Source organism: Bradyrhizobium quebecense, from assembly GCF_013373795.3.
Taxonomy (GTDB): domain Bacteria; phylum Pseudomonadota; class Alphaproteobacteria; order Rhizobiales; family Xanthobacteraceae; genus Bradyrhizobium; species Bradyrhizobium quebecense.
In genome coordinates, this window is sequence record NZ_CP088022.1 from 644686 (window position 1) to 669431 (window position 24746).

Sequence of the window (24746 nt, forward strand, 5' to 3'; positions counted from 1 at the left end):
TTTCAGGAGGCCTTTTGATGGTCCTGAAAAATGCTTTTGTTGCAACTGTTTGCACCGCGTACCTGGCGTTGGGTGGCGTGGCGTTTGCTGATGACTATCGACCAAGCGAGTTCTTCAGCCTCGATCTCTCGCGGGCCGTGCTCTCGCCGAAGCCGCTTGGCCCGCCGGCGCAGTTCGAGCCGGTTCCGGTCGAGGCGAAGACCGACCATGGCCCGGATCAGCACGCCAGTGTCGAACCGAAGGTCGAACAGCCGAAAGTCGAGCCGCAGAAGGCCGTGCGGACGACCAGGGTGTCGGCACCGCATGAACCCAAGCGCGCAGTGGCGCACGTCCCCGCCCGCGCCAAGCTCGCGCGGCGGCATTCGAACCCGCTCGATGCGGAAGCCCGCGACACCAGGATCCAGACCTGGCCGTGCCGCACCGGCGGCATCTGCAACTGGCAGCGGTGAGGGCGGTTCGGCGGTCTCACGCCAACTCGCGCGCGCGTTCGTACTAATACCGAACCCGTCATCCTTCGAGGCTCGCTCCGCTCGCACCTCAAGATGACGGGTTCGGCGTTTGCGCGCTTGGCGCCTGACGACACCGTTCAGATCTCGATCTCGTCCCCCCTAGTCATCCCGCCGTCGCAAAACCGTCGACGCAGAGTCAAGAAACCGTAAGGGCGGAGTCAAACAGCGCAGGCAAAACCTTCGTTGCGATTCGACGAAGGTTATTCGATGCCGACAGCGATCTCCGCGAGGGGGCGAGGCCTCACAAGGCGTCAGCTTCTGGTGCGCGCGGCGTCTACGGCCGCGCTGGCGGGATTGGGCTCGCTGGCAAAGCCATATCTGAGCCGCGCCGCGGATCGGCCTGCGATCGCGGGCATCCAGTCCGGCGACGTCGCCAGCGATTCCGCGGTCATCTGGGCTCGCGCCGATCGCGCCGCGCGCATGCAGATCGAATGCGCCGCGGTGGAAAGCTTCGCCACTATCCTGCGTACCGCGTCCGCCGATGCACTGCCTGAGCGCGACTTCACCGCCAAGCTGCTGCTCGACGGCCTGCCGCCGGGCCAGGACCTATTTTACCGTATCCGCTTCGAGGATCGCGACGGCGTCGCCGGCGAAAGCCGCATTGGGCATTTCCGCACCGCGCCGGTCGACCGCCACTCGGTCTCGTTCGTCTGGTCCGGCGACGTCGTGGGGCAGGGCTGGGGCATCGACCCCGCGCGCGGCGGCCTGCGCAGCTATCGCACCATGCTGAACGAGCGCCCGGATTTCTTCATCCACTCCGGCGATCACATCTATGCGGATTGCACGGTGCCGTCTGAGCAGACCCTGCCGAACGGCGAGATCTGGCGCAACCTCGTCACCGAGGAGAAATCGGTCGTCGCGCACAGCCTCGAGGAGTTTCGCGGCAACTACAAATACAACTGGCTCGACGAGAATTTCCGTGCCTTCCACGCCGAGGTACCGATGTTGGCGCAGTGGGACGACCACGAGGTGGCCGACGACTGGGCGCCGATCGGCACCGCTGACGCAACCGGCTACGATACGGACGGCACCTCGCGCCTGGTGGCGCGGGCGCGCCGCGCCTTCCACGAATTCATGCCCATGCGGCTGATGCCGGAGCGCGACGGCCGGGTCTATCGCAAGATCGCCTATGGGCCGCTGCTCGACGTCTTCATCGTCGACATGCGCTCCTATCGCGATTCCAGCTGGAACAAGCAGGGCGACGCGGACCAGGCGTTCATCCTTGGTCAGGATCAGCTCGCCTGGCTGAAGCGGGAGCTGGTGGCGTCGGATGCCGTCTGGAAGGTGGTCGCCGCGGATCTGCCGATCGGCCTCGTCAGCCTGGATGCCGTCGCGCTCGGCGACGGCCCGCTTGAGCGGCGCGAGCACGAGATCGCCGATCTCTTGTCCTTCATGAAGCGCGCCGGCATCCGCAACACGGTGTGGCTCACCGCCGACATGCACTACACCGCTGCGCATCATTATGATCCGAACCGCGCCGTGTTTCAGGAGTTCGAGCCGTTCTGGGAATTCGTCTCCGGCCCGCTGCATGCCGGCACCTGGTCGCCAGGCGAGCTCGACAACACCTTCGGCCCCAAAGCGATGTACCAGAAGGGCTGCTCGGCCGAGCAGGGCGACAATCTCGCGCCGTGCTTCGGCCTGCAATTCTTCGGCCGCGTCGACATCGACGGCAAGACCGGCGTGATGAAAGTGACCCTGAAGGACGTCGACAACCACGATCTCTGGTCGGTCGACATCGAGCCGCGGCCGGATGCGCGGCCCGCCCAGATCATGGCGCAACACATCTAGAACCCATAGCGTTTTCGAGCGAGGTGGGTTCCGGTTCGCGTGAGGAAAACGCGTCAAGCGAGGATTCGTCGCGACATCTTGATTTGCGGGTGCCTTGCCCGAAGGGCCGGTTTGCGGGCAGACTGCGTGTTGGTAGTTCTGCCAATTTCATTCCGACTAGACGATTTGCTGGCGTGACGTCGTCGATGACATCGGCGTCCCACGCGTCAGGAGCTATCCATGGACAGTCTGCAGACACAGGGCATCAGCCTGCCGCAGCTCGGGCTCGGCACCTTCCGCATGCAGGGCGACGCCTGCCGCGCGGCGGTCGAGAGCGCGCTCGGGCTCGGTTACCGCCATATCGACACCGCCGAGATGTACGGCAATGAGGAAGCGATCGGGGCCGCAATCGCAGACGCGAAGGTCGCGCGCAAGGACCTGCATGTGACCACCAAGGTCTGGCACGAGAACCTGGCGCCGGACGCGATCCGGAAAGCGTTCGACGCGAGCCTGAAGAAGCTGCCCCTCGATCACGTCGACCTTTATCTGGTGCACTGGCCGTCGCGGAACATGAAGCTGCCCGCGGTCTTCGAGACGCTGATGAAGCTGAAGCAGGAGGGCCGCACCCGCGCGATCGGCGTCGCCAATTTCACCACCGCGCTGCTCAGGACCGTGGTCGAGGACATCAAGGCGCCGATCGCCTGCAACCAGATCGAATATCATGCGATGCTGGACCAGACGCCGGTGCAAAAATATCTCGCCGCGAAATCGATCCCGCTGGTGGCCTATTGCCCCCTGGCCCAGGGTCGTTTCGCGACCGACGAGACGCTGGCGAAAATCGGCAGCAAGCATGATGCGACCGCAGCCCAGGTGGCGCTGAAATGGCTGCTCGACCAGGATGGCGTTGCGGCCATCCCGAAAGCCTCGCGCGCGGAAAGCCAAAAGGCCAATCTCGACGCGCTGAAGGTCAAGCTCGACGACGACGACCGCAAGGCGATCGCTGCGCTGCGCAAGGACATGCGCTGCGTCAATCCAGGTTTTGCGCCGGCGTGGGATTAAGCCGTCGACCTCCCGATACGATTGCTGAAAAAGAAAATGGCTCCGCGAGGAGCCATTTTCCGTTGTGTCGGTCTCTTGGATGTGTCGGCGGTTAGTAGCGGTCGCGCCGAATTACGACCGTGCGGTCATGGTCGTGATGCCAGCCACGATGCCAACCACGGTCATGGCGCATCTCGGCGCGCGCACCCCAGCCGCGATCCCAGTGATGGTGATGGCCGCGCTTGATCACGACGGTCTCGGCGCTCGCGATCGACGGAACGGCCACTGCAAGCGTACCAATCGCCGCAAGAACAAAACCAATTTTTTTCATTTCATCCTCCTCAAATGATGCGGGGAGGAAACCGTACAGGCATCGAAACGTTCCTTCGGAATCGGCGGAGTTTTCTGAACGGTTGTTCAGGTGGCCTTGCCTAACCACTGCGTCCGACGCATCATCGTGCCATAACAATCAATGTTCGGGGGGACGTTGCCGTGAGTGGATTTTCACGCCGGGATTTTTTGAAGGGTACGGGATCGGCCGCCGCTGCTGTGATTGCAGGGCCGGCCGCTGCGGCGATGGGGCCGGACGACAAATTCGACCTCGTGATCAAGAGCGGCGACGTGATCGATCCCAGCCAGTCGCTGCGCGGCAAGCGCGACATCGGTATCCGCTGGGGCCTGATCGAGGCGATCGAGGACGAGATCCCGGCCGCGCGCGCCGCCAAGATCATCGACGCATCGGGCAAGCTCGTGATGCCGGGCCTCGTTGACCTGCACTGCCACGTCTATCCCTACGGCTCGGCAATCGGCATTCCCGCCGACGAGCTGGTGCAGTTCCAGGGCACCACGACGGTCGTCTCGGCCGGCGATGCCGGCGTCAACAATCTCGCGGCGCTGCGGCGCTTCATCGTCGCGCAGTCGCGGACGCGGATCTACGCCTTCGTTCATATCGCCAACAACGGCCTGTCGGCCTTCCCGGTGGCCGAGCTCTACAACATCGACAACGCCCAGGTCGAAGCCTGCGCGATGGCGCTCGCCGAGAACCCGGACTTCCTGATCGGGGTCAAGGTGCGGATGTCGGAGAACGTCATCTTCAAGCATGGCATCGAGCCGCTGAAGCGCGGCATCCAGGCCTGCGAGATGTGCGGCTGGCCGGCGCGGATGATGGTGCATATCGGCGGTGTCGAGACCAGGGAGTTGATGTCCGACATCCTCGATCTGCTGCGGCCGGGCGATATCCTCACCCACGCCTATTCCGGCGCGCCGAACATGTCCGGCGCCTTCACCAACATCGTGCAGGACGGCAAGCTGCTGCCGGCGGCGCTCGCGGCCAAGCAACGCGGCGTGCTGTTCGACGTCGGCCATGGCGGCGGCAGCTTCGATTTCACGGTCGCCGAGATCGCCATCCCCGCCGGTTGCACGCCCGATACGATCTCGTCCGACATCCACGTCTTCTCGGGCAATTCGCCCGGCATCCCGTTCCTGCCGAATGTGATGAGCAAGTTCCTGGCGATGGGCTCCTCGCTGGATCAGGTGGTGGCGATGGCGACCTCGGTGCCGGCGCGGATCATCAACCGCACCCCGAAGATCGGCACGCTGCAGCGCGGGGCCCCCGGCGATGTCGCGATCCTGGACCTCATCGAAGGCCCGGTCACCTTCGTCGACACCCGCAACAACAAGCGCGACGGCAATCTGCAGCTGAAGCCGGTGCAGACCGTGGTCAACGGCGTGCCGTTCGGCCGGCCCTATCAGGCGCCGTTTTCGGTGCGATAAGCGGCAGGCCCCGCCGGTTTCCTGTCATTGATCCGCGTCAAGGACAGGAAATCTTGCTCGTCGATGATGGGCAATTATAAGGGGCACGTCGTGACTGGGAATCGTTCCTCCATAGACCGATTGGCACGCTCTTCCGCGCCTGGTGGTACGTCGTTTTCCGAAAGCGACTTCCTGCGGCAACTGGGCGAGGCCATGCGCGGGGCGCGGGCTAATATCGGCATGACGCGTCGCGAACTGGCCCGCCGATCCGGCGTGTCGCAGCGCTACATTGCTCTCATCGAAGCGGGCAAGGGCAACGTCTCAATCTTGCTGCTGCTGCGCATTTTGAACGCGTTCCGCAGCGACGCCCCCAAGCCGGCCTGACCGGGAAAGGGAAGATCACGCCGATGGGTGAACTCGTTCTTGCTGCCAAGGTCAGCCACGTACCGTCCCTGATGCTGTCGGAACGCCCCGATCACCCGTTGCACGATGCGCGGGCCGGCGCGGTCGCCGCATTACATGAGCTCGGCCGGCGCGCCAGGGAACGCGGCGTGTCGACCTTCGTGGTGTTCGATACGCATTGGCTGTCCAATTTCGGCTACCACATCAACGCCAATACCCGGCACGGCGGCTCATTCACGAGCCACGAGGCGCCGCAGATGATCAAGGATCTGCGCTACGATTGGCCGGGGAATACCGCGCTTGCGGAAGCGATTGCGAGCGAGGCGGAGAGCGATGGCCTCAATGTGATGGCGCACCGGGTCGAAAGCCTCGGTCTTGAATACGGCACCATCGTCCCGATGCACTACCTGAACCAAGATGGCTGGGCCAAGGTCGTCTCGGTTGCGTCGCCGCTGTTCACGTCGATGGAGGAGAGCCGGCTGCTCGGCGAAGCGACTCGCCGTGCGATCGCGCGGTCCGGTGAGCGGGTCGCGCTGCTCGCCAGCGGATCGCTGTCGCATCGGTTATTGCCGAACAAGAAGCTTGGCCCCGAAGCCTGGACATCGATCGCCAGCGAATTCAACCGCCAGGTCGATCTGCGTGTGCTCGAGCTGTGGCAGCAGCGCCGTTACCGGGAGTTCCTCGACATGCTCCCCGATTACGCTGTGCGGTGCAACGGCGAGGGCGGCATGGCCGATACCATCATGCTATTTGCCGCGCTCGGCTGGTACGATTTTCATGGCGCGGCCGAGCAGCTCTGCGATTATTTTCCGTCGAGCGGCAGCGGCCAGGTGCATGTGGAATTTCACCTGACCGCGTGAGACGGCGAATGCGGATCGCTAGCCGTGCTTCTCCACATTGCTGCTGCGCGCCGGCACGCCGAATTCCTTGCGGCACACCTCGGCCAGCACCGCGACGCCCTCGCGGATCTGCTCGTGCGAGGGGCTGGCGAAGCAGAGGCGGAGCCGGCTGCTGGAATGGGCCTTGTTGGTCGACCATTCCGGTCCCGGATTGATCGAGACCCCGGCGGCAAGCGCCGCCTGGTAGAGCTTCAACGTGTCGACATTGTCGGGCAGCTTGACCCAGAGGAAGATGCCGCCCTTGGGCGCCTCGAATTCGGCCGCGGTGCCGAACTGCTCGTTCAGCGCCTCCATCAGCGTGTCGAGCTTGGCGCGCAGGCCACGGGTCAGCCGCGGAACGTGGGTCGCAAAATGCGGCGCGCAATATTCCGAGAGCACCATCTGCTCCAGCGCGCCCGAGCCGGCGTCGGTCTTCAGCGGCAGCATCCGCGACATGATTTCCCAGGGCGCGACGATGAAGCCGACCCGCAGCGCCGGTGCGATCGACTTCGAGAACGAGCCGATATGGATCACGCCGCCATGCTTGCTCATGGCATAGATCGCGGGCGGCCGTTCGCCGTTCCAGATCAGATCGGCATAGCAATCGTCCTCGAAGATCGGCACGCCGTATTCTTTGGACAGCGTCAGCATCTCGGCGCGGGGGCTCTCGGGGAGGATCGAGCCGGTCGGGTTCTGCACGGTCGGGATGGTGTAGATGTATTTCGGCGTGATGCCGCGCCGCTTGTGATCGGCGAGCGCTGCGGCCAGCGCATCGATCCGGATGCCGTCGCCATCAAGGGGAATGCCGACCGCGTTGACGCCGAGGCGGGTCAGCCGGTTCAGCGAGCCCTGATAGGTTTCCTGCTCGATCAGCACGGTGTCGCCCTTGGCGAGCAGCGTGTGATTGACGAGGTCAAGCGCCTGCAGCGAGCCGGAGACGATCATGATCTCGTCCGGCGTGCAGGCAATCCCGGCGTCGCGCTTCAGCTTCTCGGTGAGGAACTGGCGCAGCGGCAGATAGCCCTGCGGCCCGTGCGCGAGGTTGTAGGTCGCGAGATTCCTGCCCTCGCGCTTCAGCACGGCATTGACCGCTTCCAGTAGTCCGTCGACCGGGACCTGGTCGGGATCGTTGTTGCCGCCGACGAAGCAGTATTTCGCGAGCCCGGTCCAGCGCGCGGCCGGCGCAGGCAGGCCGGCCGGAAGCAGCGGTGCAAAGTCGAACTGGGCTGAGGTGGACATGGACGTTTCGCTCCGTGTTGTTGTCGTTGAGAAGGCCCGTGGCAAAGGCCTTCCATGAAGTCAGTTCTTGCCGGTCGGCCGGATCGGGCGACCCTGGCTGATGAAGGCATAGTGCCCGGCGCCGACGCTGCCGACCATCAGGGCCTCGACCGCAGGTTCCGCGATCTCGCCGGCGGCCGCCCAATCGACCACGAAATTGGCGCCGGTGCCGCCGCGGGTATCGGTCGTCGCGATCGAGACCTCGACGGTCGCAAACGGTTTTAGCGCGATCGGCGATTTGAGGTAGCTCTCCACCATCTTGCCTGATGTGTCGAAATAGGCGATCCGCTTCAGCACCAGGGGCCTCGTCTCGGAGGCATTGTGCACGCTGAGCGTCACCGAGAAATCGGCCCTGAGCTTGCCCTGGCTCATCGACACGCTGGAATAGACCGGCACGTAGAATGCACCGGAGGCCGTGAGGCCTTCCGATGGCACCGCCGTCAGCGAGTTCGCAAAATTTTGTTCAATACTTGCCGAGGATTGTGCTAGCGCCTCGGTCATGCGCACGGTGAGCAGGCAGAGCAAAACTGCCAGAAAAATGCCGCCTGCGCGGATGTGACACATTGCTCGGTTGATCCTCACGCCCGGCCCTCTAGGTTGCGGCAACAGGAAGTCTTTGACGCATGCATGAACTCATTCGCGATATCACGCTCTGTATCCTGTTTGCCTGGGGAATTGGGCTGCTCGCCCATTTCTCCCGGCAACCGCTGATACTGGCCTACCTTATCGCCGGCTTTTTCATTGGTCCATTCGGCATGGGCTGGGTCAAGTCCCAGGAATCGATCAGCGTCATCTCCGAGCTCGGCCTGATCTTCATGCTGTTCATGATCGGGCTGGAAATCGACCTCAAGAAGATCATCCGTGCCGGCAAGGTCATCCTGTTCGCCGGCGCCGGCGAGCTGATCGGCGGCTGCCTGATCGGTGTGGCGTTCTTTGCCGGGATCGGGCTTGCGATCGGCGGCGGCAGGTTCGATGCGGTCTATCTCTGCGTCGCCTGCGCGCTGTCCTCGACCGTCATCATCGTCAAGGTGCTCTACGAGAAGCGCGAGCTGGACACGCTGCCGGGCCGCATCACGCTCGGCGTGCTGGTGCTGCAGGACATCTTCGCGATCCTGTTCCTGGCCGTGCAGCCGAGCCTGGACAATCTGCAGATCAGTGTCGTGCTGCTGTCGATCGCCCGCGTCGCGGTGCTGGTCGCGACCGCGCTGGTGCTGAGCCGCTACGTCCTGCCGCGGCTGTTCCACCAGATCGCACGCCGGCCCGAGCTGGTGCTGCTCGGAGCGCTCGCCTGGTGCTTCCTGATCGGCGAGATCGCCGAGCGGCTGCATCTGTCGCGCGAGATGGGCTCTCTGGTCGCCGGCGTCTCGATCTCGACCTTTCCCTACGCGCTCGACGTCACCGCCAAGGTCACGACGCTGCGGGATTTCTTCATCACGCTGTTCTTCGTCGCGCTCGGCATGACGATCCCGATCCCGGGCTTACAGGTGATCTGGCTCGCGCTGGTGATCGCGGCCTTCACGGTGGCGAGCCGCCTGGTCACGACGTTCACGCCGCTCTATCTGATGAAGCAGGGCCTGCGCGCCAGCCTGCTGCCGGCGATCAATCTGGCGCAGATTTCCGAGTTCTCGCTGGTGGTGATCCAGACCGGCGTTGCCGCCAACCATATCGGGACCGAAACCGCGAATGCGGTCTCGTTCGCCTTCGTGGTGCTGGCGGTGCTCTCGACCTTCGCGATGGCCCGCAGCGATCAGATCGTGCGCGGCCTGATCGGTCCGTTGAAGCGGATCGGGCTGCGTGATCTCGACCATCGACGCGAGCGCGGCGGCGAGTCCGGACCCGAGGGCGGCCAAGAGGAGGGACATGGCGAAATCCGACGCATCGTCATCCTCGGCTTTTTCCGTGCCGCGAGCGCGCTGATCAGCCAGATCGAGCGGCAGAACCAGTCGCTGCTCGAGCAGATCAGCGTCATCGACTTCAACCCGCTGGTGTTCCGCACGCTGACCGACCGCGGCATGCATGTGATCTATGGCGACATCAGCAATGTCGATACGCTGGTTCATGCCGGCATCGGCAAGGCCGAGATCATCATCCTGAGCGTGCCGGATTTCCTCTTGGTCGGTGCCGACAACGAGAAGCTGGTACGCCACGTCCGCGCCCTGAATCCGACCGCGAAGGTTGTTGCCACCGCCGATCTCCTGACCGGCGTCGACGATCTCTACGACGCCGGCGCCGACTACGTGACGGTGACCCGGCTCAGCGACGCCGGCGAGCTCTATTCGGTGATCGAGGCCGCCGACGCCGGCCTGCTCGACGACAAGCGCGCCGAGCTGGACGCCCAGCTCAGCGACCGGCGCGAGGTGCTGCCGTAGCGAGCTTTCCCTTACCTCTCCCCATCGTGGAGAGGTCGCGCTGAAAGCGCGGGTGAGGGGGCTCAGCTCTCACGAGGGCGGCAGCCCCTCACCCGGATTGCATCTGGCGATGCAATCCGACTCCCTTTGGGAGAGGTGGAGCGTCCTGGTATGCCTGCCGGACGCATGGCGGGTTGCATAATGATACTGGCGCTGACATCGGAACCCGGCTAATCCACTGCCTGCATATAACGAGATGTCAGGACAATGGCCGATACGATCCAGGAAGTGCTGCAAGCCTTTGCGAAGGGTGAACTCGTCGTCGTCACCGACGATGATGATCGGGAAGGCGAGGGCGATTTGATCGTCGCGGCGTCGTTCTGCACGGCGGAAAAGATGGCCTTCATCATCCGTCACACCTCCGGCATCGTGTGCGCGCCGATCACCACCGAGGACGCCCGCCGGCTGCGGCTCGACCCGATGGTGGCGCATAACGAGTCCAACCACACCACGGCCTTCACCGTCTCGATCGACTACAAGCCCGATGGCGGCACCGGCATCTCGGCCGACGAACGCGCCTCCTGCTGCCGCGCGCTCGCCAATCCCAATGCCGGCGCCAACGATTTCGCGCGCCCCGGCCACATCTTCCCGCTGATTGCGCGCGACGGCGGCGTGCTGCTGCGCTCCGGCCACACCGAAGCCGCGGTCGATCTGTGCCGGCTCTCCGGCCTGCCGCCGGTCGGCGTCATCAGCGAGCTGATGAACGACGATGGAACCGTGATGAAGGGCGAGCAGGTCGCGAAATTCGCCGCCGCCCACAAGCTCAAGCATGTCACGATCGCGGACATGATCGCCTATCGCCAGGCACGCGAGAAGCTGATCGAGCGGGTCGCGACCTTCACCATCGAAAGCCCGATCGGCCCCCTGCAGGGCTATGCCTATCGTTCGCCCTTCGACGAGATCATGCATGCCGCCTTCGTCTATAACGGCATCGGCGACGGCAAGGATGTGCTGACCCGGCTGCACAAGCCCAATATCGTGACGGACCTCTTCACCGGGCCGGCGCGGATGGAAGCCGTGTTGCGGCACTTCAAGGCTACCGGCCGCGGCGTGCTGGTCTATCTGCGGGATGGTGCCGCCGGAGTTCCGGTCCAGCCGGTGAGCGAGCAGAAGTCGGCGGAGGCCGATCGCAACAAGCAATGGCGCGAGGTCGGCGTCGGCGCACAGATCCTGCGCGATCTCGGCATCACCTCGATCCGCCACCTGACCTCTTCGGTGCACGACTACAAGGGTTTGTCCGGTTTCGGCATCGAGATCGTGTCGAACGAGAGGCTGGAGTGCTGACCATCGTCATTCCGGCATGGTCCGAAGGACCAGACCCGGAATCTCGAGATTCCCCGGGGCGCAATGGCGCTCCTGAGGTTCACGCTATCGCGTGCCCCGGGATGACAATGATCCCAATTCAATTGCGCTTCGCAGCATAGCGCTTTAATTTATCCGCCAATTTCCGAGAGACGATGCGAAAGGATGTTTCATGAGCGTGCGCCCCCAGGCCAAGGACAAGCCGGCTGCCGCCAGCTTCCAGTGGGATGATCCGTTCCTGCTCGACGACCAGCTCACCGAAGACGAGCGCCTGATCCGCGACACGGCGCGGGCCTATGCGCAGGACAAGCTGCTGCCGCGGGTCACCAAGGCCTATCTGGAAGAGAAGACCGACCGCGAGATCTTCAACGAGATGGGCGAGCTCGGCCTGATCGGCGTGACGCTGCCCGAGGAATATGGCTGCGCCAATGCGAGCTACGTGGCCTATGGCCTGGTGGCGCGCGAGATCGAGCGCGTCGATAGCGGCTATCGCTCTATGAACTCGGTGCAGTCGTCGCTGGTGATGTATCCGATCTACGCCTATGGCGACGAGAACCAGCGCAAGAAATATCTCCCCAAGCTCGCGACCGGCGAATGGGTCGGCTGCTTCGGCCTGACCGAGCCGGATGCCGGTTCCGACCCCGGCGGCATGAAGACCCGTGCCGAGAAGGTGGCCGACGGCTACAAGCTCAACGGCGCCAAGATGTGGATTTCGAATGCGCCGATCGCCGACGTGTTCGTGGTGTGGGCCAAGTCGGCCGCGCATCACAACCAGATCCGCGGCTTCATCCTGGAGAAGGGCATGAAGGGCCTGTCGGCGCCGAAGATCGGCGGCAAGCTCTCGCTGCGCGCTTCGATCACCGGCGAGATCGTGCTCGACAACGTCGTGGTGCCGGAAAGCGCACTGCTGCCCAACGTCTCCGGCCTCAAGGGCCCGTTCGGCTGCCTCAACCGCGCCCGCTACGGCATCTCCTGGGGCGCGCTCGGCGCCGCCGAGGACTGCATGCACCGCGCGCGGCAATACACGCTCGACCGCAAGCAGTTTGGCCGGCCGCTCGCCGCCACCCAGCTGGTGCAGAAGAAGCTCGCCGACATGGAGACCGAGATCGCGCTCGGCCTGCAAGCGAGCCTGCGGGTCGGCCGTCTGATGGACGAGGGCAAGATGGCGCCGGAGATGATCTCGATCGTCAAGCGCAACAATTGCGGCAAGTCGCTCGACATCGCCCGCATGGCGCGCGACATGCACGGCGGCAACGGCATCCAGATCGAGTATCACGTGATGCGTCACGCCGCGAACCTCGAGACTGTCAACACCTATGAGGGCACGCACGACGTCCACGCGCTGATCCTCGGCCGCGCGATCACCGGCATCCAGGCGTTCTCGTAAAGCGGCGCCCACCCAAACGTCGTCATGGCCGCGCTTGTCGCGGCCATCCACGTCTTGGGGCTCGCAAAGGAAGACGTGGATGCCCGGGACGAGCCCGGGCATGACGAGGTCAAAGAGAATCCGGACATCACGGACAAAAGCCATGGCCGACAACGACGACATCCCGTTCAACCGCGATTTTCCGCTGAAGCCCGGCGTGGTCGAGCAGGTCCGGCCCGGCGTACGCCGTGTCCTCTGCAACAATCCGAGCCCGTTCACCTTCACCGGCACGGTCAGCTATATCGTAGGCCAGGGCAAGGTCGCGATCATCGATCCCGGTCCCGACGACGAGGCGCATGCGAAAGCGCTGCTCGATGCGGTCAAGGGCGAGACCGTGACGCATATCCTGGTCACCCATACCCATCGCGACCATTCGCCGAACACGCCGCGGATCAAGGCTGCGACCGGCGCGCCTGTCTATGCCGAGGGGCCGCACCGCGCCTCGCGCCCGCGCTTCGAGAGCGAGAAGCACAATCCGGAATCCGGCGCCGACCGCGATTTCCAGCCCGACATCGAGGTGAAGCACGGTGACGTGATCGAGGGCAGTGGCTTCGCGCTGGAGGCGGTCGCGACCCCTGGCCACACCGCCAATCACCTGGCGTTTGCCTGGGCCGAGCGCAGCATCAATTTCGTCGGCGACCATGTGATGGGCTGGTCGACCTCGATCGTGGCGCCGCCGGACGGTTCGATGATCGACTACATGGCTTCGCTTGAGCAGCTGGGGCAGCGCCCCGAGCAGCTCTATTTCTCCGGCCACGGCCCGGAGATTCCGGAAGGCCCGCGCTACGTCCGTTTCCTGGCGCGGCATCGACGGGCGCGCGAAGCGTCGATCCTGCATCGCCTCGGCAAGGGCGAGGCCGACATCCCGACCATGGTGCGGGCGATCTATATCGGGCTCGACCCGCGCCTCGCCAATGCCGCCGGCTATTCGGTGCTGGCGCATCTGGAGGATCTGGTCGCGCGCGGCATCGTGTCGACGGATGGCGATCCCGTGATCGGCGGCACGTACCGGATGGCTTAGTTCGTCATTCCGGGGCTCGCCAACGGGTCCGCACGAAGCGCGGCCCGATGACAGGCTCCGCGAGAACCCGGAATCCATTTCACCACGGAGTCTGCGGCCCGATGGATTCCGGGCTCGCGCTACGCGCGCCCCGGAATGACGGGGGAGACTATTTCTTCACGGTCTTCGCCGGCGGCGCCTTCGGCGCGACCGGGGCCGCCTTCTTCGCCGGCTTGGCGTTTTCGTTGTCTGCGGCGGAGTTGAGGTCCTCGATCAGCTTCTTGACCCGTGCGGCGTTGCTGCCGAGATCGGTGTCGAAATAGCGCGAGGCGGAGCGGATATCGACGCGCGAGTCCTCGTCGTCGGGCGTGACCCGGATCGAGACGTCCTCGCGGAAACCCATGATCGGCGTGCGCGCCACCGCCTCGATGCGGCCGATCCGGCGCGGCGGCTGCGGCGCGCGTGCGTCGATGACGAGCCATTTGCGGCGGTTCACCAGCCGCAAGGTCATCTCATAGGCACGGTCGACCGGGGTTTCCAGCTCGACGGTTTCGATATCGGGATAGGCCGCGCGCTGCTTCTCGGCCGAATAGAGGCCGGCATAGGCGGCCGGGTTGGTGCCTTCGCCGGTGCGCAGCCGCGCCAGCGCCTCGAATTTCGGCGGGTCGATCGCGTCGGTGGTGACGTCGTAGATCCGCGGCAGCTTGCGGTACTGATAGGTCAGATAGGCCGGGTAGCCGAGGATCGCGGCGTCGATCAGGAACGCGAGCAGGATCCGGCCCATACCGCGGGTGCCGTTCTGCCAGATCGCGGCGAAGGCGGCCAGCCCGAGCAGGATCGACAGGCCGGCCAGGCCAAGCGCACCGAAGAAGGTCGCCAGTGCCGGTTTGACCTCCAGGAACCCGAACCGGACGATGATGATCGAGACCAGCACCGCGACGACGGAGAAGATGGCGAGGTTGCGTGACCAGGTGGCGAGACCGGACACGGGCTCCTGCTGGTAGGGAGCGGAAAACCTGCGCGCCATCGTCGAAAAATCTGCCGGTTGAGATGTCCTTGGGCGACCTCAGCCGCCGCCAATGATCGTGTGAGACCACGGACCTGCGGCGAATTCAAGGGATTTGGGTTGATGACCCTCCCCTGGAGGGGAGGGTCGACGCGAATGAAATGAGCGGCGGGGTGGGGTGATCCCTCAGCACGGGCGCCTGTCTCAGTGGAGGGACTGTCACCCCACCTCGGTTCGCATTTCGCTGCGCTTCATGCGAACCGATCCTCCCCCTCCAGGGGAGGATGGCAGCTCGCCTACGCCGCGGCTGTCGGGAAGGTGTAATCCTTGAACTGGTCGCGCAGCGCGGTCTTCAGGATCTTGCCGGTCGCGGTGTGGGGAATGCCGTCGACGAAGGCGACGTCGTCGGGCATCCACCATTTGGCGATCTTGCCGTCCATGAATTTCAGGATGTCCTCGCGCGTGGCGCTCTCGCCCTGCTTGAGCTGCACGATCAGCAGCGGCCGTTCATCCCATTTGGGGTGATGGACGCCGATCACGGCCGCCTCCGCCACCGCCGGGTGGCCGACCGCGAGGTTCTCGAGATCGATCGAGGAGATCCATTCGCCGCCGGACTTGATCACGTCCTTGGAGCGGTCGGTGATCCGCATGTAGCCGTGCTCGTCCATCGTCGAAACGTCGCCGGTGTCGAAAAAGCCCGCATCGTCGAGGATGTTGCTATCGACCCGGAAGTAGGCTTTCGCGATCGCGGGGCCGGAGACCTTGAGACGGCCAAAGGTCTTGCCGTCCCACGGCAGCTCCTTGCCGGCATCGTCGGTGATCTTCATCTCGACGCCGAACGGCGGGTAGCCCTGGGTCTGCAGGATGTCGAGCCGCTCCTCGCCGGTGCGCGCGTTGAATGGCGGCTTCAGCGTTGCCAGCGTGCCCAGCGGGCTCATCTCGGTCATGCCCCAAGCGTGGCGCACCTGGCTGCCCATGTCGAGGAACGCCTTGATCATCGAGCGCGGCATCGCCGAGCCGCCGCAGATCACCATCTGCAGATCCGGCAGCTTGACGTTGTTGGCGGCCATGTATTGCAGCAGCATCAGCCACACCGTCGGGACACCCGCGGTATGGGTGACCTTCTCGGTCGACAGCAGCTCGTACACCGAGGCGCCGTCGAGCTTCGGGCCCGGCATCACCAGCTTGGTGCCCATCGATGGTGCGGAGAACGCGATGCCCCAGCTGTTGGCATGGAACAAGGGCACCACCGGAAGCATTGTGTCCGACGCGGAGGTGCCGAGCGCGTCCTTCGAGTTGGCCATCAGCGCGTGCAACACGTTGGACCGGTGCGAATAGAGGACACCCTTGGGATCGCCCGTCGTGCCGGAGGTGTAGCACATCGCCGCGGCGGTGTTCTCGTCGAAGGTCTTCCACTCGAACTTGCCGTCGGATGCCGCGATCCAGTCCTCGTAGGCGACCGCGTTCTTCAGCGTGGTCTGCGGCATGTGCGCCTTGTCGGTCAGCACCACGTAGCGCTCGACGCTCGGCAGCTGGCTGGCGATCTTCTCCAGGACCGGAACGAAGGTGAGGTCGGTGATGACGATGCGGTCCTGGGCGTGGTTGACGATCCAGGCGATCTGTTCCGGAAACAGTCGTGGATTGACCGTATGGCAGATCGCGCCGATCCCCATGATGCCGTACCAGACTTCGAGGTGGCGCCAGGTGTTCCAGGCGATGGTGGCGACGCGGTCGCCGAGCTTGATGCCGTCGCGTTCCAGGCTCTGCGAGACCTTCAGTGCGCGGGCATGGATTTCGGCGTAGGTGGTGCGATGAATGGGGCCTTCGACCGACCGGGTCACGACTTCCTGCGTGCCGTGATATTTGGCGGCGTGCTCAATAATCTTGTGGCACAGCAGGGGCCAGTCTTGCATCAAGCCAAGCATACGCAAATCCCTCCTCGATCCTCACGCATGATCCGCCGGCATCTTGGACGGCCGGCAGTAAAATCATGGAACTGACATGAACTGTAGCGCGGAGAAAGCAAGCCGAAAATGGCCTGATGGCGCGTTTCGTCGCGGGGGCGCGGCAATGGTTACCGCTGCCGCCGCGCTGCTGTGCCTTGGCATGCAAGCGGGATCCGCGCAGGCCGCCCGCGGCGCGCCTGGCTTTCCTTGGGACGAGCTGTTCGGCACCCGGCCGCACAGGGCGCACAAGGCGGTCCACCGCTCAGCGGTGCCGCTGCCGAAGCCACGCCCCGCGGAGGCGCCGGCAGCAGCTGACGCGCCTGCGGCCGCGGAGCCCGAGCCGCCGGCGGCTGCGGCACCGCCACCAGCCGCGCCTGCTGAGGCTGCCGGGCCCGGCGAGACGGCCAGGCCAACCGAAGCAGCCAGGCCCGCCGAGCCGCCCCGGCCGCAGCTGTCGGCCTGCCGGCAGGCCCTCACCGAGGAGATCGCGATCGCCCCGAGCATTCCGGATATCCACGGCGCCGGCGGCTGCGGCGGCGAGGATCTGGTGCGGCTCGAGGCCATCGTGCTGCCGGATAAGCGCAAGGTCGCGGTCAAGCCCGCGGCGATCCTCCGCTGCAAGATGGCAAGCGCGGTTGCCGACTGGGTCCGCACCGATATCGCGCCGCTGGCGCAGGGCCTCGGGGGCGGGATCAGCAATCTCGACAATTTCGACTCGTTCGAGTGCCGCGGCCGCAATCGCGTCACCGGCGCGCAGCTCTCCGAACATGGCCGCGCCAATGCGCTCGACGTGCGCGCCTTCGGTCTCGCCAACGGCAAGTCGATCTCGCTGACCGACCGCAGCGTGCCGCGCGATCTGCGCGAGACCGTGCTGCATTCGGTCTGCGGCCGCTTCTCCACCGTGCTCGGTCCGGGCTCGGACTGGTACCACGAGGATCACGTCCATCTCGACCTGACGGAGCGTCGCAACAATTACCGGATCTGCCAGTGGAACGTTTACGATCCGCTGCCGCGTGTCGCGCCGCTGTTGCCGGCCGAGCGCCCCGAAGAGGCGCCGCCGCGCGAGGTCGCCGCCAAATCGGACGCGTCCAAGCCGGACTCATCCAGGACCGACGGATCCAAGGCCGACCGCGGCAAGGTTGATGAGCCGGATGCGGCGAAATCAGATGATGCGGCCGCGCCCGACGGTGCTGCCGAGACCAAGCCGCAGCCAACAAAAAAGCGCCGGCAAAGCCGGCGCCTTTGATCGCGACTGCGACGTGATTGGGATCAGTAGGTCGTGCCGCCGGCGCCCTGCAGCGCCATCTGCGGCTTGTAGGGCGAGTCGCCGTGCTTCGGCTCCAGCACCACGACGATGGTGCCGAGCTTGACGCGGTTGTAGAGGTCGATGACGTCCTCGTTGGTCATGCGGATGCAGCCCGAGGAGATCGACGAGCCGATGTATTCCGGCTGGTTGGTGCCGTGGATGCGGAACAGCGTGTCCTTGCCGCCCGAGTAGAGATACATCGCGCGCGAGCCCATCGGATTGTCCGGGCCGGGTGCCACGAAGGTCGGAACGCCGAGGCGCGAGATTTCGCCGGGGGTGGGGTGCCAGGCCGGCCATTCGGTCATGCTGCCGACCTTGGCAATGCCCGACCAAGCCATTGCTTCTTCGCCGACGGTGATGCCGTAGCGGATCGCCTTGCCGTCGTTCAGCACGTAATAGAGGTAATGGTTGTCGGAATCGACCACGATCGAGCCGGGGGCTTCCTTGCGGTGGTACTCGACGATGGCGCGGCGGAACGGTTCAGCCACCGGCGTCTTGACGTAGGTGGTCTTTGCCAGCAGTTCCTTGTCACGCGGCTTGAAGGCGGCCGTGTTGGTTGCCTCATAGGTCGTGGCCTGCATGCAGCCCGACAACATCAGGCCCGCGGCCAGGATCCCGAAGGTAACTTTGAACGACGACATGATTACATTCCAATCGAAAATCCGCGCCCGAAAGCGCCAACATTACGCCCCAAACGCCACGATTCCATGAAGGGCATTATTGCCGAAACGTGCCATTATTCCCAGAGTTTAGATGCCTTTCCCGCATCGCGGGACGCCGCCTGTGGCTTTTTTGCCGCAAGTCTTCTGGTGTGCGGCCGGTTTTTGTGCAAACAGGCAACGGTTGCTCAATCGAAGCTGCTTCAACGTCACATTCACCGCCGCCTGGCGGCCACAAAGGTGGATGTCCGGTTAATCGCCGGGTCATGAAGCGCCAGCCAGAATCGCGCTAAGTCGACGGGTCTTGCCAGCCCTGTTTTCGTGGAGTCCGTGATGCTGTCGGTGTTCGTTCCCTCCGATTTTTCCCTCAAGAAGGCCGCCGCCACCGACCTCGGCGTGCTGCCGGAGGCGGCGGTCTGGGTCGACCTGGTGAACCCGACCGTCGAGGAGGATCGTGCCGTCGAGAGGCTCGCGGGGATCGCGGTTCCGACCCGGGAAGACATGCAGGAGATCGAGATCTCCAGCCGGCTCTATATCGAGAACAGCGCCCGCTACATGACCGCAACGCTGATGTGCCAGTCCGACACCGATATGCCGCGCACCACGGCGGTCACCTTCATCCTGACCGGCCATCGGCTGGTCACGGTGCGCTACGACCTGCCGAAGCCGTTCGCGCTGGTCGAGAACAAGCTGGCCCGGGCCTGTTCCCCCGGCATCACCGGCGAGCAGGTGCTGATGGAACTGCTGGATGCGGTGATCGACCGCTGCGCCGACATTCTGGAGCGCTGCGGGGCCGACATCGACCAGGTCTCCCACGACATCTTCGAGCCGGAGAGCCAGCGCCACGGCCACGCCAAGCAATATTCGCAGATCCTGATCGCGATCGGCCGCAAGGGCGACCTGACCTCGAAGGTCCGCGAAAGCCTGGTCTCGATCGGCCGCCTCGTCACCTTCCTTTCGGCGATCGTGGAGGGCGTGAAATGGTCCAAGGACATGCGCGAGCAGCTCAAGACCATGCAGCGTGACGTGGCCTCACTGACCGATCACGCTTCCTATCTCTCCAACAAGATCACCTTCGTGCTCGACGCCATGCTCGGCGTGGTCAATCTGGAACAGAACAACATCATCAAGCTGTTCTCGGTGATGGCGGTGGTGCTGATGCCGCCGACGCTGATTGCCTCGGTCTACGGCATGAATTTCAAGATCATGCCGGAACTCGAATGGACGCACGGCTATCCGTTCGCGCTGGTGCTGATGCTGATGCTGATGCTGATCGCGGCGATCGTGCCGTACTGGATCTTCAAGTGGAAAAAGTGGCTGTAGCACTGGTTCCACACGTCGCGTTTTGGGACGCGCTTTCTGCCTTATTTCCTCTGCTAAAATTTGAGTGTTGCGCTGAACGTTTGGGCGAAACTTGTCTGCGATAACGCCCGCCTCGAAGCCGGAGGACAGCAATGGTTGAGAAGATCATAACGCCACGGCGTAACGTCATCGACTTTGCGCGCTATCAACACGACCGCGCAGCAGGCAAGGTGCAGGCGATCTCGCCGAGACTTTGCCGCTACTGTGGCGCTGCGTTGCTTGATGGTGAGGACGAAGACGATTGCTCAAGCGCGTTGAATGACATCGCGCTGCAGCCGCTTGAGAAGAAATCTCGTCGGTTTTATGCGGACTAGAGGCTGAGGCCTTTTGGAGGCAGAAGCCTCGTCTGCATCGTTACGCCTGCAATCGAAGCAATCCCAACGTGACGGCCGCGGCGGCGGCCGGGATCGCCTCGAACCTCTCGCTTCCTTCACCGAAGTAACATCCAAGCTCAGACGTGCTGGCCACCGTTGATGTGGATCTCGGCGCCGTTCACGTAGGAGCTTGTTTCCGTGCACAGCACGTAGATGATCTTGGCGACCTCGTCCGGAGTGCCGAGGCGATGCATGGGGATTTGTTGGTCGACGATCTTCTCGGTGCCTGGCGACAGGATCGAAGTATCGATCTCGCCCGGTGCGATCGAATTGACGCGCACGCCGACGCGGCCGAAGTCGGATGCCATTTCCCGCGTCAGTGACGCCAGCGCGGCTTTCGAGGTCGCATAGGCAACGCCTGCGAACGGATGCACGCGCGAGCCGGCGATCGAGGTGACGTTCACCACCGCGCCCTTGGCGTGCCTGAGCTCGTCGATCAGCCCGCGGGCCAGCATGATGGGCGCGAAGAAGTTGACGCGGAACACGTGCAGCCAGGTCTCGATATCGGTGTCCATGGTCCCGAGCCGCGCACCGCCCGTCCCCTTCGGCGAGATCGCGGCATTGTTGACCAGCGCGTGCAACTCGTCGTTCACCAACCGTTTGCGGATCTCGCTGATTGCGCGAACCGTGTCGTCATGGTCGCCGAAATCGACCTCGATGTGATCTTCCGGTCCAGCGCCCCAGGGGCAGACTTCCGGAAATGCATGCCGCGAGCAGGTGATGACGCGCCAGCCGGCGGAAGCAAACCGGATCGCGGTGGCGTGACCGATGCCGCGGCTGGCACCGGTCAGGAGCAGGGTACGGCGCGGCGCGTTGGAAGGAGGGGACATGGTGTCTTTCAGGTTGGCGTCTTTTAAGCTGTCGTCGTCACGGATAGAGCCGCACCTTCGACCATGCGCTGCCGGCGCCGTCGCGGCGGAATTCGATGCGGTCGTGCAGGCGATATGGGCGGTCGTGCCAGAACTCGAAGCGCTGCGGCGTGATCCGCCAGCCGCTCCAGCCCGGCGGACGCGGCACCTCGCCGATGACGTATTTCGCGCCGGCCTTGGCGATCGCCTGCTCGAACGCGAAGCGGCTCTCCAGCGGTTGCGATTGCTTGCTGGCCCAGGCGCCGATCTGCGCCTGCTTCGGCCGCGTGGCGAAATAGGCGTCGGCCTCGGCATCGGTTACCGGCGTCACCGGCCCACGGATGCGCACCTGGCGGCGCAGCGATTTCCAGTGAAACAGTAAAGCGGCCTTGGGGTTTGCGGCCAATTCGCGGCCCTTGGCGCTGGCAATGTGGCTGTAGAACACGAAGCCGTCGGCATCGAAGCCCTTCATCAGCACCATCCGCACGTCGGGTAGCCCGTCGGCATCGACGGTTGCGAGCGCCATCGCGTTCGGATCGTTCGGCTCGGACTTGACCGCTTCCGCAAACCATTCGCCGAACAGGACGAACGGCTCCTCCGCCGCGGTGAAATCACCCGATGTTAACGGTGTCGGGTGTTTGATGGAGGTCGTGTCGGTCATGTCAGGAGTCCCGATTTGCATTCGCCCGCGTCCGAGAGCGCGTTTCTAGCCCTATATAGGGCATGGGGGCGCGTTGGCCTATCGGCGATCCACCCCGCGGGCGCGGTGGTGACCTTGATCCTGATCGGCGTCGGCGCCAGCGGCTGCAGCCTGTCGCGCACCGATGCTTTCGCCGGGATGGACGACAAGGATGTGACGGGCTCGATCAACCCGACCCAGGTCAGCGCGGTGATGCCCACCGACAGCGATCTCGCCTTTGCCCGCAACGCCGCCTCCGACGTGCTGACCAAGGGCGACAAGGATTCCAGCCAGCCCTGGGAAAATCCCCAGACCGGTGCACGCGGCTCGGTGACGCCGCTGGCCCAGGCCTATTCGGGCGAGGACGGCAAGACGTGCCGGGATTTTCTCGCCAGCTATGTCAATGGAGCCACCGAGACCTGGCTGCAGGGCGCCGCCTGCAAGTCTGGACAAGGCCGGTGGCAAATCCATAGCCTGAAGCCTTGGAGCAAGTCCTGAAAGTTCCGGCCGATGCCGGCGCCAAGCTAGTTGCAAAAATGCCACTGAGCCCCCACATGAAGGTAAAATGGGGCCCGGATGGGTTCCCGGCCAAGACTGATTTTCCCGTGAAGGAGACGTGACGGATGCGCGACCCCTATGAGGTCTTGGGGGTGCAGCGGAGCGCCAGCGCTGCGACGATCAAGAGCGCCTATCGCAAGCTCGCCAAGAAGCATCACCCTGATAACAACAAGAATGATCCGAAGGCGGCCGCCCGCTTTGCGGAGATCAACACGGCCAACGAGATCGTCGGCGACGAGGACAAGCGCAAGCAGTTCGACCGCGGCGAGATCGATGCTGAGGGCAAGCCGCGCTTTCAGGGATTCCCTGGCGGCGGCGGCGCCAGCGGCCGTGGCGGTCCCGGCGGCTTCGAGTATAGCTTCCGCGGCGGCCCCGGCCCCGGCGGCGTGGGCGGCGGCAGCTTCGAGGACATCCTCAACAGCATGTTCGGCAACGCCGCGCGTGGCGGCGGTGGCGCGCGCGGGGGGCGGGCCAGCCCGTTTGAATTCGAAGGCGGCGGGGTGGGCGTCGACCTCGATCTTTCGGTCGCCATGACTGTGTCGCTGGAGGAATCGGTCAGGGGCGGCGACAAGCGCGTCCGCCTGCCGACCGGCCGTGAGCTCAACGTCAAGATTCCGCCCGGCGTCACCGCCGGCCAGCAGATCCGCCTGAAGGGGCAGGGCGACACCGCGCAAGGCCACCCGCCCGGTGACCTCCTGATCACGATCTCGATCGCGCCGCATCCGTTCTTCAAGGTCGACGGCAACGATCTCCGGATCGATCTGCCTGTGACCCTCTACGAGGCGGTGCTGGGCGGCAAGGTCCGGGTGCCGACGCTCGGCAGCGCGGTCGAACTGTCGATCCCGAAGAACACCTCGAGCGGCCGTACCTTCCGCCTCAAGGGCAAGGGGCTGTCGAAGGCGGGCGCCGTCGGCGACCTCTATGTCACGACCCGCATCATCCTTCCCGACGGGAACGATGCCGAGCTTGAGGCATTGATGCAGACGTGGCGGGAGCGAAATCCCTACAATCCGCGCAGCGATCTCGGCTGACCGCCGAGAGCGCGTCCCAAAAGACGCAAGAGACGCGAAACTGCACTACCCCGGACTCTATCGGGGTAGACGCAGCCGTTGCGAGGGCGTCAATGGATGACCGGCCGTCAGACGTCCAAAATCTGCGGCCTACCAGATCGGACTGCGGAAAAAGAGTGCGGCCTCGAGAGGGGGACCAGCGCGGTACACAAAACCCCAATCGAGGCCGCGTGCGCCGATCGGCGGATCGGGCGCGGATCATCTTCGCGTGAGCATCCGGTACGACAATGAGACGCGTCCATGACGCGAATCGAAATTTTCAATGTCGGAATTGGGACGCCGAGTGAGGCTGGATTCACTTGCTCGAAACGGCACAATGTCGGCGGCTGATCTCCCCGTAAATCTACGGGAGATCAGCCACCGTTCTTCTCCATCTGATCGTAGACGGCCTGCGCGACCTGGGTCAGGCGCGTGCGATCGGTGCCGCCGCTGACGACATAGGCGACGCCGCGATCGGCCCAGAACAGCGCGCCGTCGCTGCCCTGGACGGCATAGCGCATCTGGGTCGCCTCGGTTTTCGCCTTGGCGGTGTAGACCGTGAAGCGCTCGCCGGACGTGCTCTCATACATCAGGAATGACGCCGGCCCGCTCGGCCCCGGCAGCAGGCGGCCGCCGACCAGCTTCAGCCCGGTGAGGTCGGGGGCGCGGACGTCCCAGCCGCAGCGCTTGGTCAGCCATTGCTGCAGATGGTCGCGCTCGCTGCCGGGCACCTCGACGGGATGACGGACCTCGACCACGTAGAGCCGATGCGCATCGAGCGCATCGAGCGTGAAGCTCTGGAAGGCCGACGGCGTCGCCGCGGCGCCGCGCGCGATCCAGCCGACGCCGCCGCCGGCGATGAAGGCCATCAGCGTCGCCGCCACCGCGCCATAGACCCAGCGGCGCGGCTGGCGCACCAGCCGCTCGAGTTCGAGCCGCTTCGGCACCGCCTCGTCCAGCACGGCGTCGTAGCGCGCATGCAGCGTCTCGGCCATCGCGCGCCATGACTGCACCCGCGCCGCGTCGTCAGGATGCGCGGCGAGCCACGCCTCGACATCGCCGCGGCGTTCGGCCGGCAGCTCGTTGTCGACGTAAGCGTGCAGCTCGTCTTCGGTGACGGGGATATTCGGGTCGGTCATATCAATGGTCTCTGCCAAATCTTGTTCGAAAAACGTGCATGCGTAACGCCTGTCATCGCG

General features: G+C 64.6%; 25 protein-coding genes. 16 read left to right on the forward strand and 9 right to left on the reverse strand.

The features are described 5' to 3' along the window. Positions 1-17: 17 nt before the first annotated feature. The 3 genes from HU230_RS03215 (at position 18) to HU230_RS03225 (ending at position 3335) form a co-directional block, all read left to right on the forward strand. Entirely contained in the window at positions 18-449 is a 432-nt protein-coding gene (locus tag HU230_RS03215) for a hypothetical protein (protein ID WP_176532956.1), read from the forward strand. A gap of 267 nt (positions 450-716) precedes the next feature. Next, on the forward strand, positions 717-2297 hold the full coding sequence (locus tag HU230_RS03220) for an alkaline phosphatase D family protein (RefSeq protein WP_176532954.1): 1581 nt from the start codon (positions 717-719) through the stop codon (positions 2295-2297). A 219-nt stretch (positions 2298-2516) separates the two neighbouring features. Then, positions 2517-3335: an aldo/keto reductase gene (locus HU230_RS03225; RefSeq protein ID WP_176532952.1), complete on the forward strand. Its 819-nt coding sequence runs from the start codon at positions 2517-2519 to the stop codon at positions 3333-3335. 91 nt (positions 3336-3426) lie between these two features. On the opposite strand, the gene HU230_RS03230 is transcribed toward HU230_RS03225, so the two are convergent. After that, positions 3427-3645 (reverse strand): hypothetical protein, encoded by a 219-nt coding sequence (locus HU230_RS03230; protein WP_050423087.1) that lies wholly within the window; start codon positions 3643-3645, stop codon positions 3427-3429. A 161-nt stretch (positions 3646-3806) separates the two neighbouring features. Here HU230_RS03230 and HU230_RS03235 point away from each other — a divergent pair, with 161 nt between their 5' ends. The 3 genes from HU230_RS03235 to hpaD all read left to right on the forward strand — a co-directional run bounded on the left by HU230_RS03235 (position 3807) and on the right by hpaD (position 6328). Then, positions 3807-5087 (forward strand): amidohydrolase family protein, encoded by a 1281-nt coding sequence (locus tag HU230_RS03235; RefSeq protein ID WP_176532951.1) that lies wholly within the window; start codon positions 3807-3809, stop codon positions 5085-5087. Positions 5088-5150: 63 nt separating this feature from the next. Beyond that, on the forward strand, positions 5151-5450 hold the full coding sequence (locus HU230_RS03240; RefSeq protein ID WP_234633850.1) for a helix-turn-helix domain-containing protein: 300 nt from the start codon (positions 5151-5153) through the stop codon (positions 5448-5450). Between the two features lie 23 nt (positions 5451-5473). Then, complete coding sequence (gene hpaD, locus HU230_RS03245) at positions 5474-6328, forward strand: 3,4-dihydroxyphenylacetate 2,3-dioxygenase (RefSeq protein WP_176532949.1); 855 nt, start codon at positions 5474-5476, stop codon at positions 6326-6328. Between the two features lie 18 nt (positions 6329-6346). On the opposite strand, the gene HU230_RS03250 is transcribed toward hpaD, so the two are convergent. Continuing rightward, entirely contained in the window at positions 6347-7585 is a 1239-nt protein-coding gene (locus HU230_RS03250; protein ID WP_176532948.1) for an aminotransferase-like domain-containing protein, read from the reverse strand. A gap of 60 nt (positions 7586-7645) precedes the next feature. Beyond that, the gene (locus HU230_RS03255) at positions 7646-8188 is read right to left on the reverse strand and encodes a DUF3124 domain-containing protein (RefSeq protein WP_420840833.1); all 543 of its coding nucleotides are present in this window, start codon (positions 8186-8188) and stop codon (positions 7646-7648) included. Positions 8189-8247: 59 nt separating this feature from the next. Here HU230_RS03255 and HU230_RS03260 point away from each other — a divergent pair, with 59 nt between their 5' ends. The 4 genes from HU230_RS03260 (at position 8248) to HU230_RS03275 (ending at position 13781) form a co-directional block, all read left to right on the forward strand. Next, the gene (locus tag HU230_RS03260) at positions 8248-9993 is read left to right on the forward strand and encodes a cation:proton antiporter (RefSeq protein WP_176532946.1); all 1746 of its coding nucleotides are present in this window, start codon (positions 8248-8250) and stop codon (positions 9991-9993) included. 246 nt (positions 9994-10239) lie between these two features. Further along, entirely contained in the window at positions 10240-11316 is a 1077-nt protein-coding gene (ribB, locus tag HU230_RS03265) for a 3,4-dihydroxy-2-butanone-4-phosphate synthase (RefSeq protein ID WP_176532944.1), read from the forward strand. Between the two features lie 190 nt (positions 11317-11506). Then, positions 11507-12721, forward strand: coding sequence for an acyl-CoA dehydrogenase (locus HU230_RS03270; protein ID WP_176532942.1), 1215 nt, complete (start codon positions 11507-11509; stop codon positions 12719-12721). Positions 12722-12863: 142 nt separating this feature from the next. Then, positions 12864-13781: an MBL fold metallo-hydrolase gene (locus tag HU230_RS03275; RefSeq protein WP_176532940.1), complete on the forward strand. Its 918-nt coding sequence runs from the start codon at positions 12864-12866 to the stop codon at positions 13779-13781. A 148-nt stretch (positions 13782-13929) separates the two neighbouring features. Here the strand turns inward: HU230_RS03275 and HU230_RS03280 are convergent, their stop codons facing one another. Together HU230_RS03280 and HU230_RS03285 are read right to left on the reverse strand one after the other, a co-directional pair. Beyond that, complete coding sequence (locus tag HU230_RS03280; RefSeq protein ID WP_176532939.1) at positions 13930-14787, reverse strand: DUF1499 domain-containing protein; 858 nt, start codon at positions 14785-14787, stop codon at positions 13930-13932. Between the two features lie 275 nt (positions 14788-15062). Next, the gene (locus HU230_RS03285; protein WP_176532937.1) at positions 15063-16691 is read right to left on the reverse strand and encodes a fatty-acid--CoA ligase; all 1629 of its coding nucleotides are present in this window, start codon (positions 16689-16691) and stop codon (positions 15063-15065) included. Between the two features lie 76 nt (positions 16692-16767). Between HU230_RS03285 and HU230_RS03290 the strand changes: the two genes are divergently transcribed. Next, positions 16768-17958 (forward strand): extensin family protein, encoded by a 1191-nt coding sequence (locus HU230_RS03290; RefSeq protein ID WP_420840835.1) that lies wholly within the window; start codon positions 16768-16770, stop codon positions 17956-17958. Between the two features lie 23 nt (positions 17959-17981). Here the strand turns inward: HU230_RS03290 and HU230_RS03295 are convergent, their stop codons facing one another. Further along, a complete protein-coding gene (locus HU230_RS03295) occupies positions 17982-18659 on the reverse strand; it encodes a L,D-transpeptidase (RefSeq protein WP_173641394.1) in 678 nt (225 codons plus the stop codon). A gap of 66 nt (positions 18660-18725) precedes the next feature. Here HU230_RS03295 and HU230_RS03300 point away from each other — a divergent pair, with 66 nt between their 5' ends. The 3 genes from HU230_RS03300 (at position 18726) to HU230_RS03310 (ending at position 20353) form a co-directional block, all read left to right on the forward strand. Continuing rightward, a complete protein-coding gene (locus tag HU230_RS03300; protein WP_224942938.1) occupies positions 18726-18947 on the forward strand; it encodes a hypothetical protein in 222 nt (73 codons plus the stop codon). Positions 18948-19010: 63 nt separating this feature from the next. Then, complete coding sequence (locus HU230_RS03305; RefSeq protein ID WP_176532936.1) at positions 19011-20000, forward strand: magnesium transporter CorA family protein; 990 nt, start codon at positions 19011-19013, stop codon at positions 19998-20000. Between the two features lie 131 nt (positions 20001-20131). Next, the gene (locus HU230_RS03310) at positions 20132-20353 is read left to right on the forward strand and encodes a hypothetical protein (RefSeq protein ID WP_176532935.1); all 222 of its coding nucleotides are present in this window, start codon (positions 20132-20134) and stop codon (positions 20351-20353) included. Positions 20354-20490: 137 nt separating this feature from the next. Here HU230_RS03310 and HU230_RS03315 read toward each other — a convergent pair whose 3' ends face one another. Together HU230_RS03315 and pdxH are read right to left on the reverse strand one after the other, a co-directional pair. Continuing rightward, a complete protein-coding gene (locus HU230_RS03315; RefSeq protein ID WP_176532934.1) occupies positions 20491-21243 on the reverse strand; it encodes an SDR family NAD(P)-dependent oxidoreductase in 753 nt (250 codons plus the stop codon). Positions 21244-21280: 37 nt separating this feature from the next. Continuing rightward, complete coding sequence (gene pdxH / locus HU230_RS03320; protein ID WP_176532933.1) at positions 21281-21922, reverse strand: pyridoxamine 5'-phosphate oxidase; 642 nt, start codon at positions 21920-21922, stop codon at positions 21281-21283. A 108-nt stretch (positions 21923-22030) separates the two neighbouring features. Between pdxH and HU230_RS03325 the strand changes: the two genes are divergently transcribed. Both HU230_RS03325 and HU230_RS03330 read left to right on the forward strand, forming a co-directional pair. After that, complete coding sequence (locus tag HU230_RS03325; RefSeq protein ID WP_176532932.1) at positions 22031-22438, forward strand: RT0821/Lpp0805 family surface protein; 408 nt, start codon at positions 22031-22033, stop codon at positions 22436-22438. A 125-nt stretch (positions 22439-22563) separates the two neighbouring features. Next, a complete protein-coding gene (locus HU230_RS03330) occupies positions 22564-23529 on the forward strand; it encodes a DnaJ C-terminal domain-containing protein (RefSeq protein WP_176532931.1) in 966 nt (321 codons plus the stop codon). A gap of 392 nt (positions 23530-23921) precedes the next feature. On the opposite strand, the gene HU230_RS03335 is transcribed toward HU230_RS03330, so the two are convergent. Continuing rightward, a complete protein-coding gene (locus HU230_RS03335; RefSeq protein WP_176532930.1) occupies positions 23922-24686 on the reverse strand; it encodes an anti-sigma factor family protein in 765 nt (254 codons plus the stop codon). Positions 24687-24746: the final 60 nt, after the last annotated feature.

What these genes read in the sequence shown, in the direction of transcription:
- pdxH (WP_176532933.1), bottom strand. Translation starts at nt 21,922, where the DNA reads ATGACCGACACGACCTCCATCAAACACCCGACACCGTTAACATCGGGT.
- HU230_RS03255 (WP_420840833.1), bottom strand. Translation starts at nt 8,188, where the DNA reads ATGTGTCACATCCGCGCAGGCGGCATTTTTCTGGCAGTTTTGCTCTGC.
- HU230_RS03335 (WP_176532930.1), bottom strand. Translation starts at nt 24,686, where the DNA reads ATGACCGACCCGAATATCCCCGTCACCGAAGACGAGCTGCACGCTTAC.
- HU230_RS03330 (WP_176532931.1), top strand. Translation starts at nt 22,564, where the DNA reads ATGCGCGACCCCTATGAGGTCTTGGGGGTGCAGCGGAGCGCCAGCGCT.
- HU230_RS03275 (WP_176532940.1), top strand. Translation starts at nt 12,864, where the DNA reads ATGGCCGACAACGACGACATCCCGTTCAACCGCGATTTTCCGCTGAAG.
- HU230_RS03215 (WP_176532956.1), top strand. Translation starts at nt 18, where the DNA reads ATGGTCCTGAAAAATGCTTTTGTTGCAACTGTTTGCACCGCGTACCTG.
- HU230_RS03310 (WP_176532935.1), top strand. Translation starts at nt 20,132, where the DNA reads ATGGTTGAGAAGATCATAACGCCACGGCGTAACGTCATCGACTTTGCG.
- HU230_RS03285 (WP_176532937.1), bottom strand. Translation starts at nt 16,691, where the DNA reads ATGCTTGGCTTGATGCAAGACTGGCCCCTGCTGTGCCACAAGATTATT.
- HU230_RS03280 (WP_176532939.1), bottom strand. Translation starts at nt 14,787, where the DNA reads ATGGCGCGCAGGTTTTCCGCTCCCTACCAGCAGGAGCCCGTGTCCGGT.
- ribB (WP_176532944.1), top strand. Translation starts at nt 10,240, where the DNA reads ATGGCCGATACGATCCAGGAAGTGCTGCAAGCCTTTGCGAAGGGTGAA.
- HU230_RS03305 (WP_176532936.1), top strand. Translation starts at nt 19,011, where the DNA reads ATGCTGTCGGTGTTCGTTCCCTCCGATTTTTCCCTCAAGAAGGCCGCC.
- HU230_RS03230 (WP_050423087.1), bottom strand. Translation starts at nt 3,645, where the DNA reads ATGAAAAAAATTGGTTTTGTTCTTGCGGCGATTGGTACGCTTGCAGTG.
- HU230_RS03240 (WP_234633850.1), top strand. Translation starts at nt 5,151, where the DNA reads ATGATGGGCAATTATAAGGGGCACGTCGTGACTGGGAATCGTTCCTCC.
- HU230_RS03270 (WP_176532942.1), top strand. Translation starts at nt 11,507, where the DNA reads ATGAGCGTGCGCCCCCAGGCCAAGGACAAGCCGGCTGCCGCCAGCTTC.
- HU230_RS03250 (WP_176532948.1), bottom strand. Translation starts at nt 7,585, where the DNA reads ATGTCCACCTCAGCCCAGTTCGACTTTGCACCGCTGCTTCCGGCCGGC.
- HU230_RS03315 (WP_176532934.1), bottom strand. Translation starts at nt 21,243, where the DNA reads ATGTCCCCTCCTTCCAACGCGCCGCGCCGTACCCTGCTCCTGACCGGT.
- HU230_RS03220 (WP_176532954.1), top strand. Translation starts at nt 717, where the DNA reads ATGCCGACAGCGATCTCCGCGAGGGGGCGAGGCCTCACAAGGCGTCAG.
- HU230_RS03260 (WP_176532946.1), top strand. Translation starts at nt 8,248, where the DNA reads ATGCATGAACTCATTCGCGATATCACGCTCTGTATCCTGTTTGCCTGG.
- hpaD (WP_176532949.1), top strand. Translation starts at nt 5,474, where the DNA reads ATGGGTGAACTCGTTCTTGCTGCCAAGGTCAGCCACGTACCGTCCCTG.
- HU230_RS03290 (WP_420840835.1), top strand. Translation starts at nt 16,768, where the DNA reads ATGAACTGTAGCGCGGAGAAAGCAAGCCGAAAATGGCCTGATGGCGCG.
- HU230_RS03225 (WP_176532952.1), top strand. Translation starts at nt 2,517, where the DNA reads ATGGACAGTCTGCAGACACAGGGCATCAGCCTGCCGCAGCTCGGGCTC.
- HU230_RS03295 (WP_173641394.1), bottom strand. Translation starts at nt 18,659, where the DNA reads ATGTCGTCGTTCAAAGTTACCTTCGGGATCCTGGCCGCGGGCCTGATG.
- HU230_RS03300 (WP_224942938.1), top strand. Translation starts at nt 18,726, where the DNA reads ATGAAGGGCATTATTGCCGAAACGTGCCATTATTCCCAGAGTTTAGAT.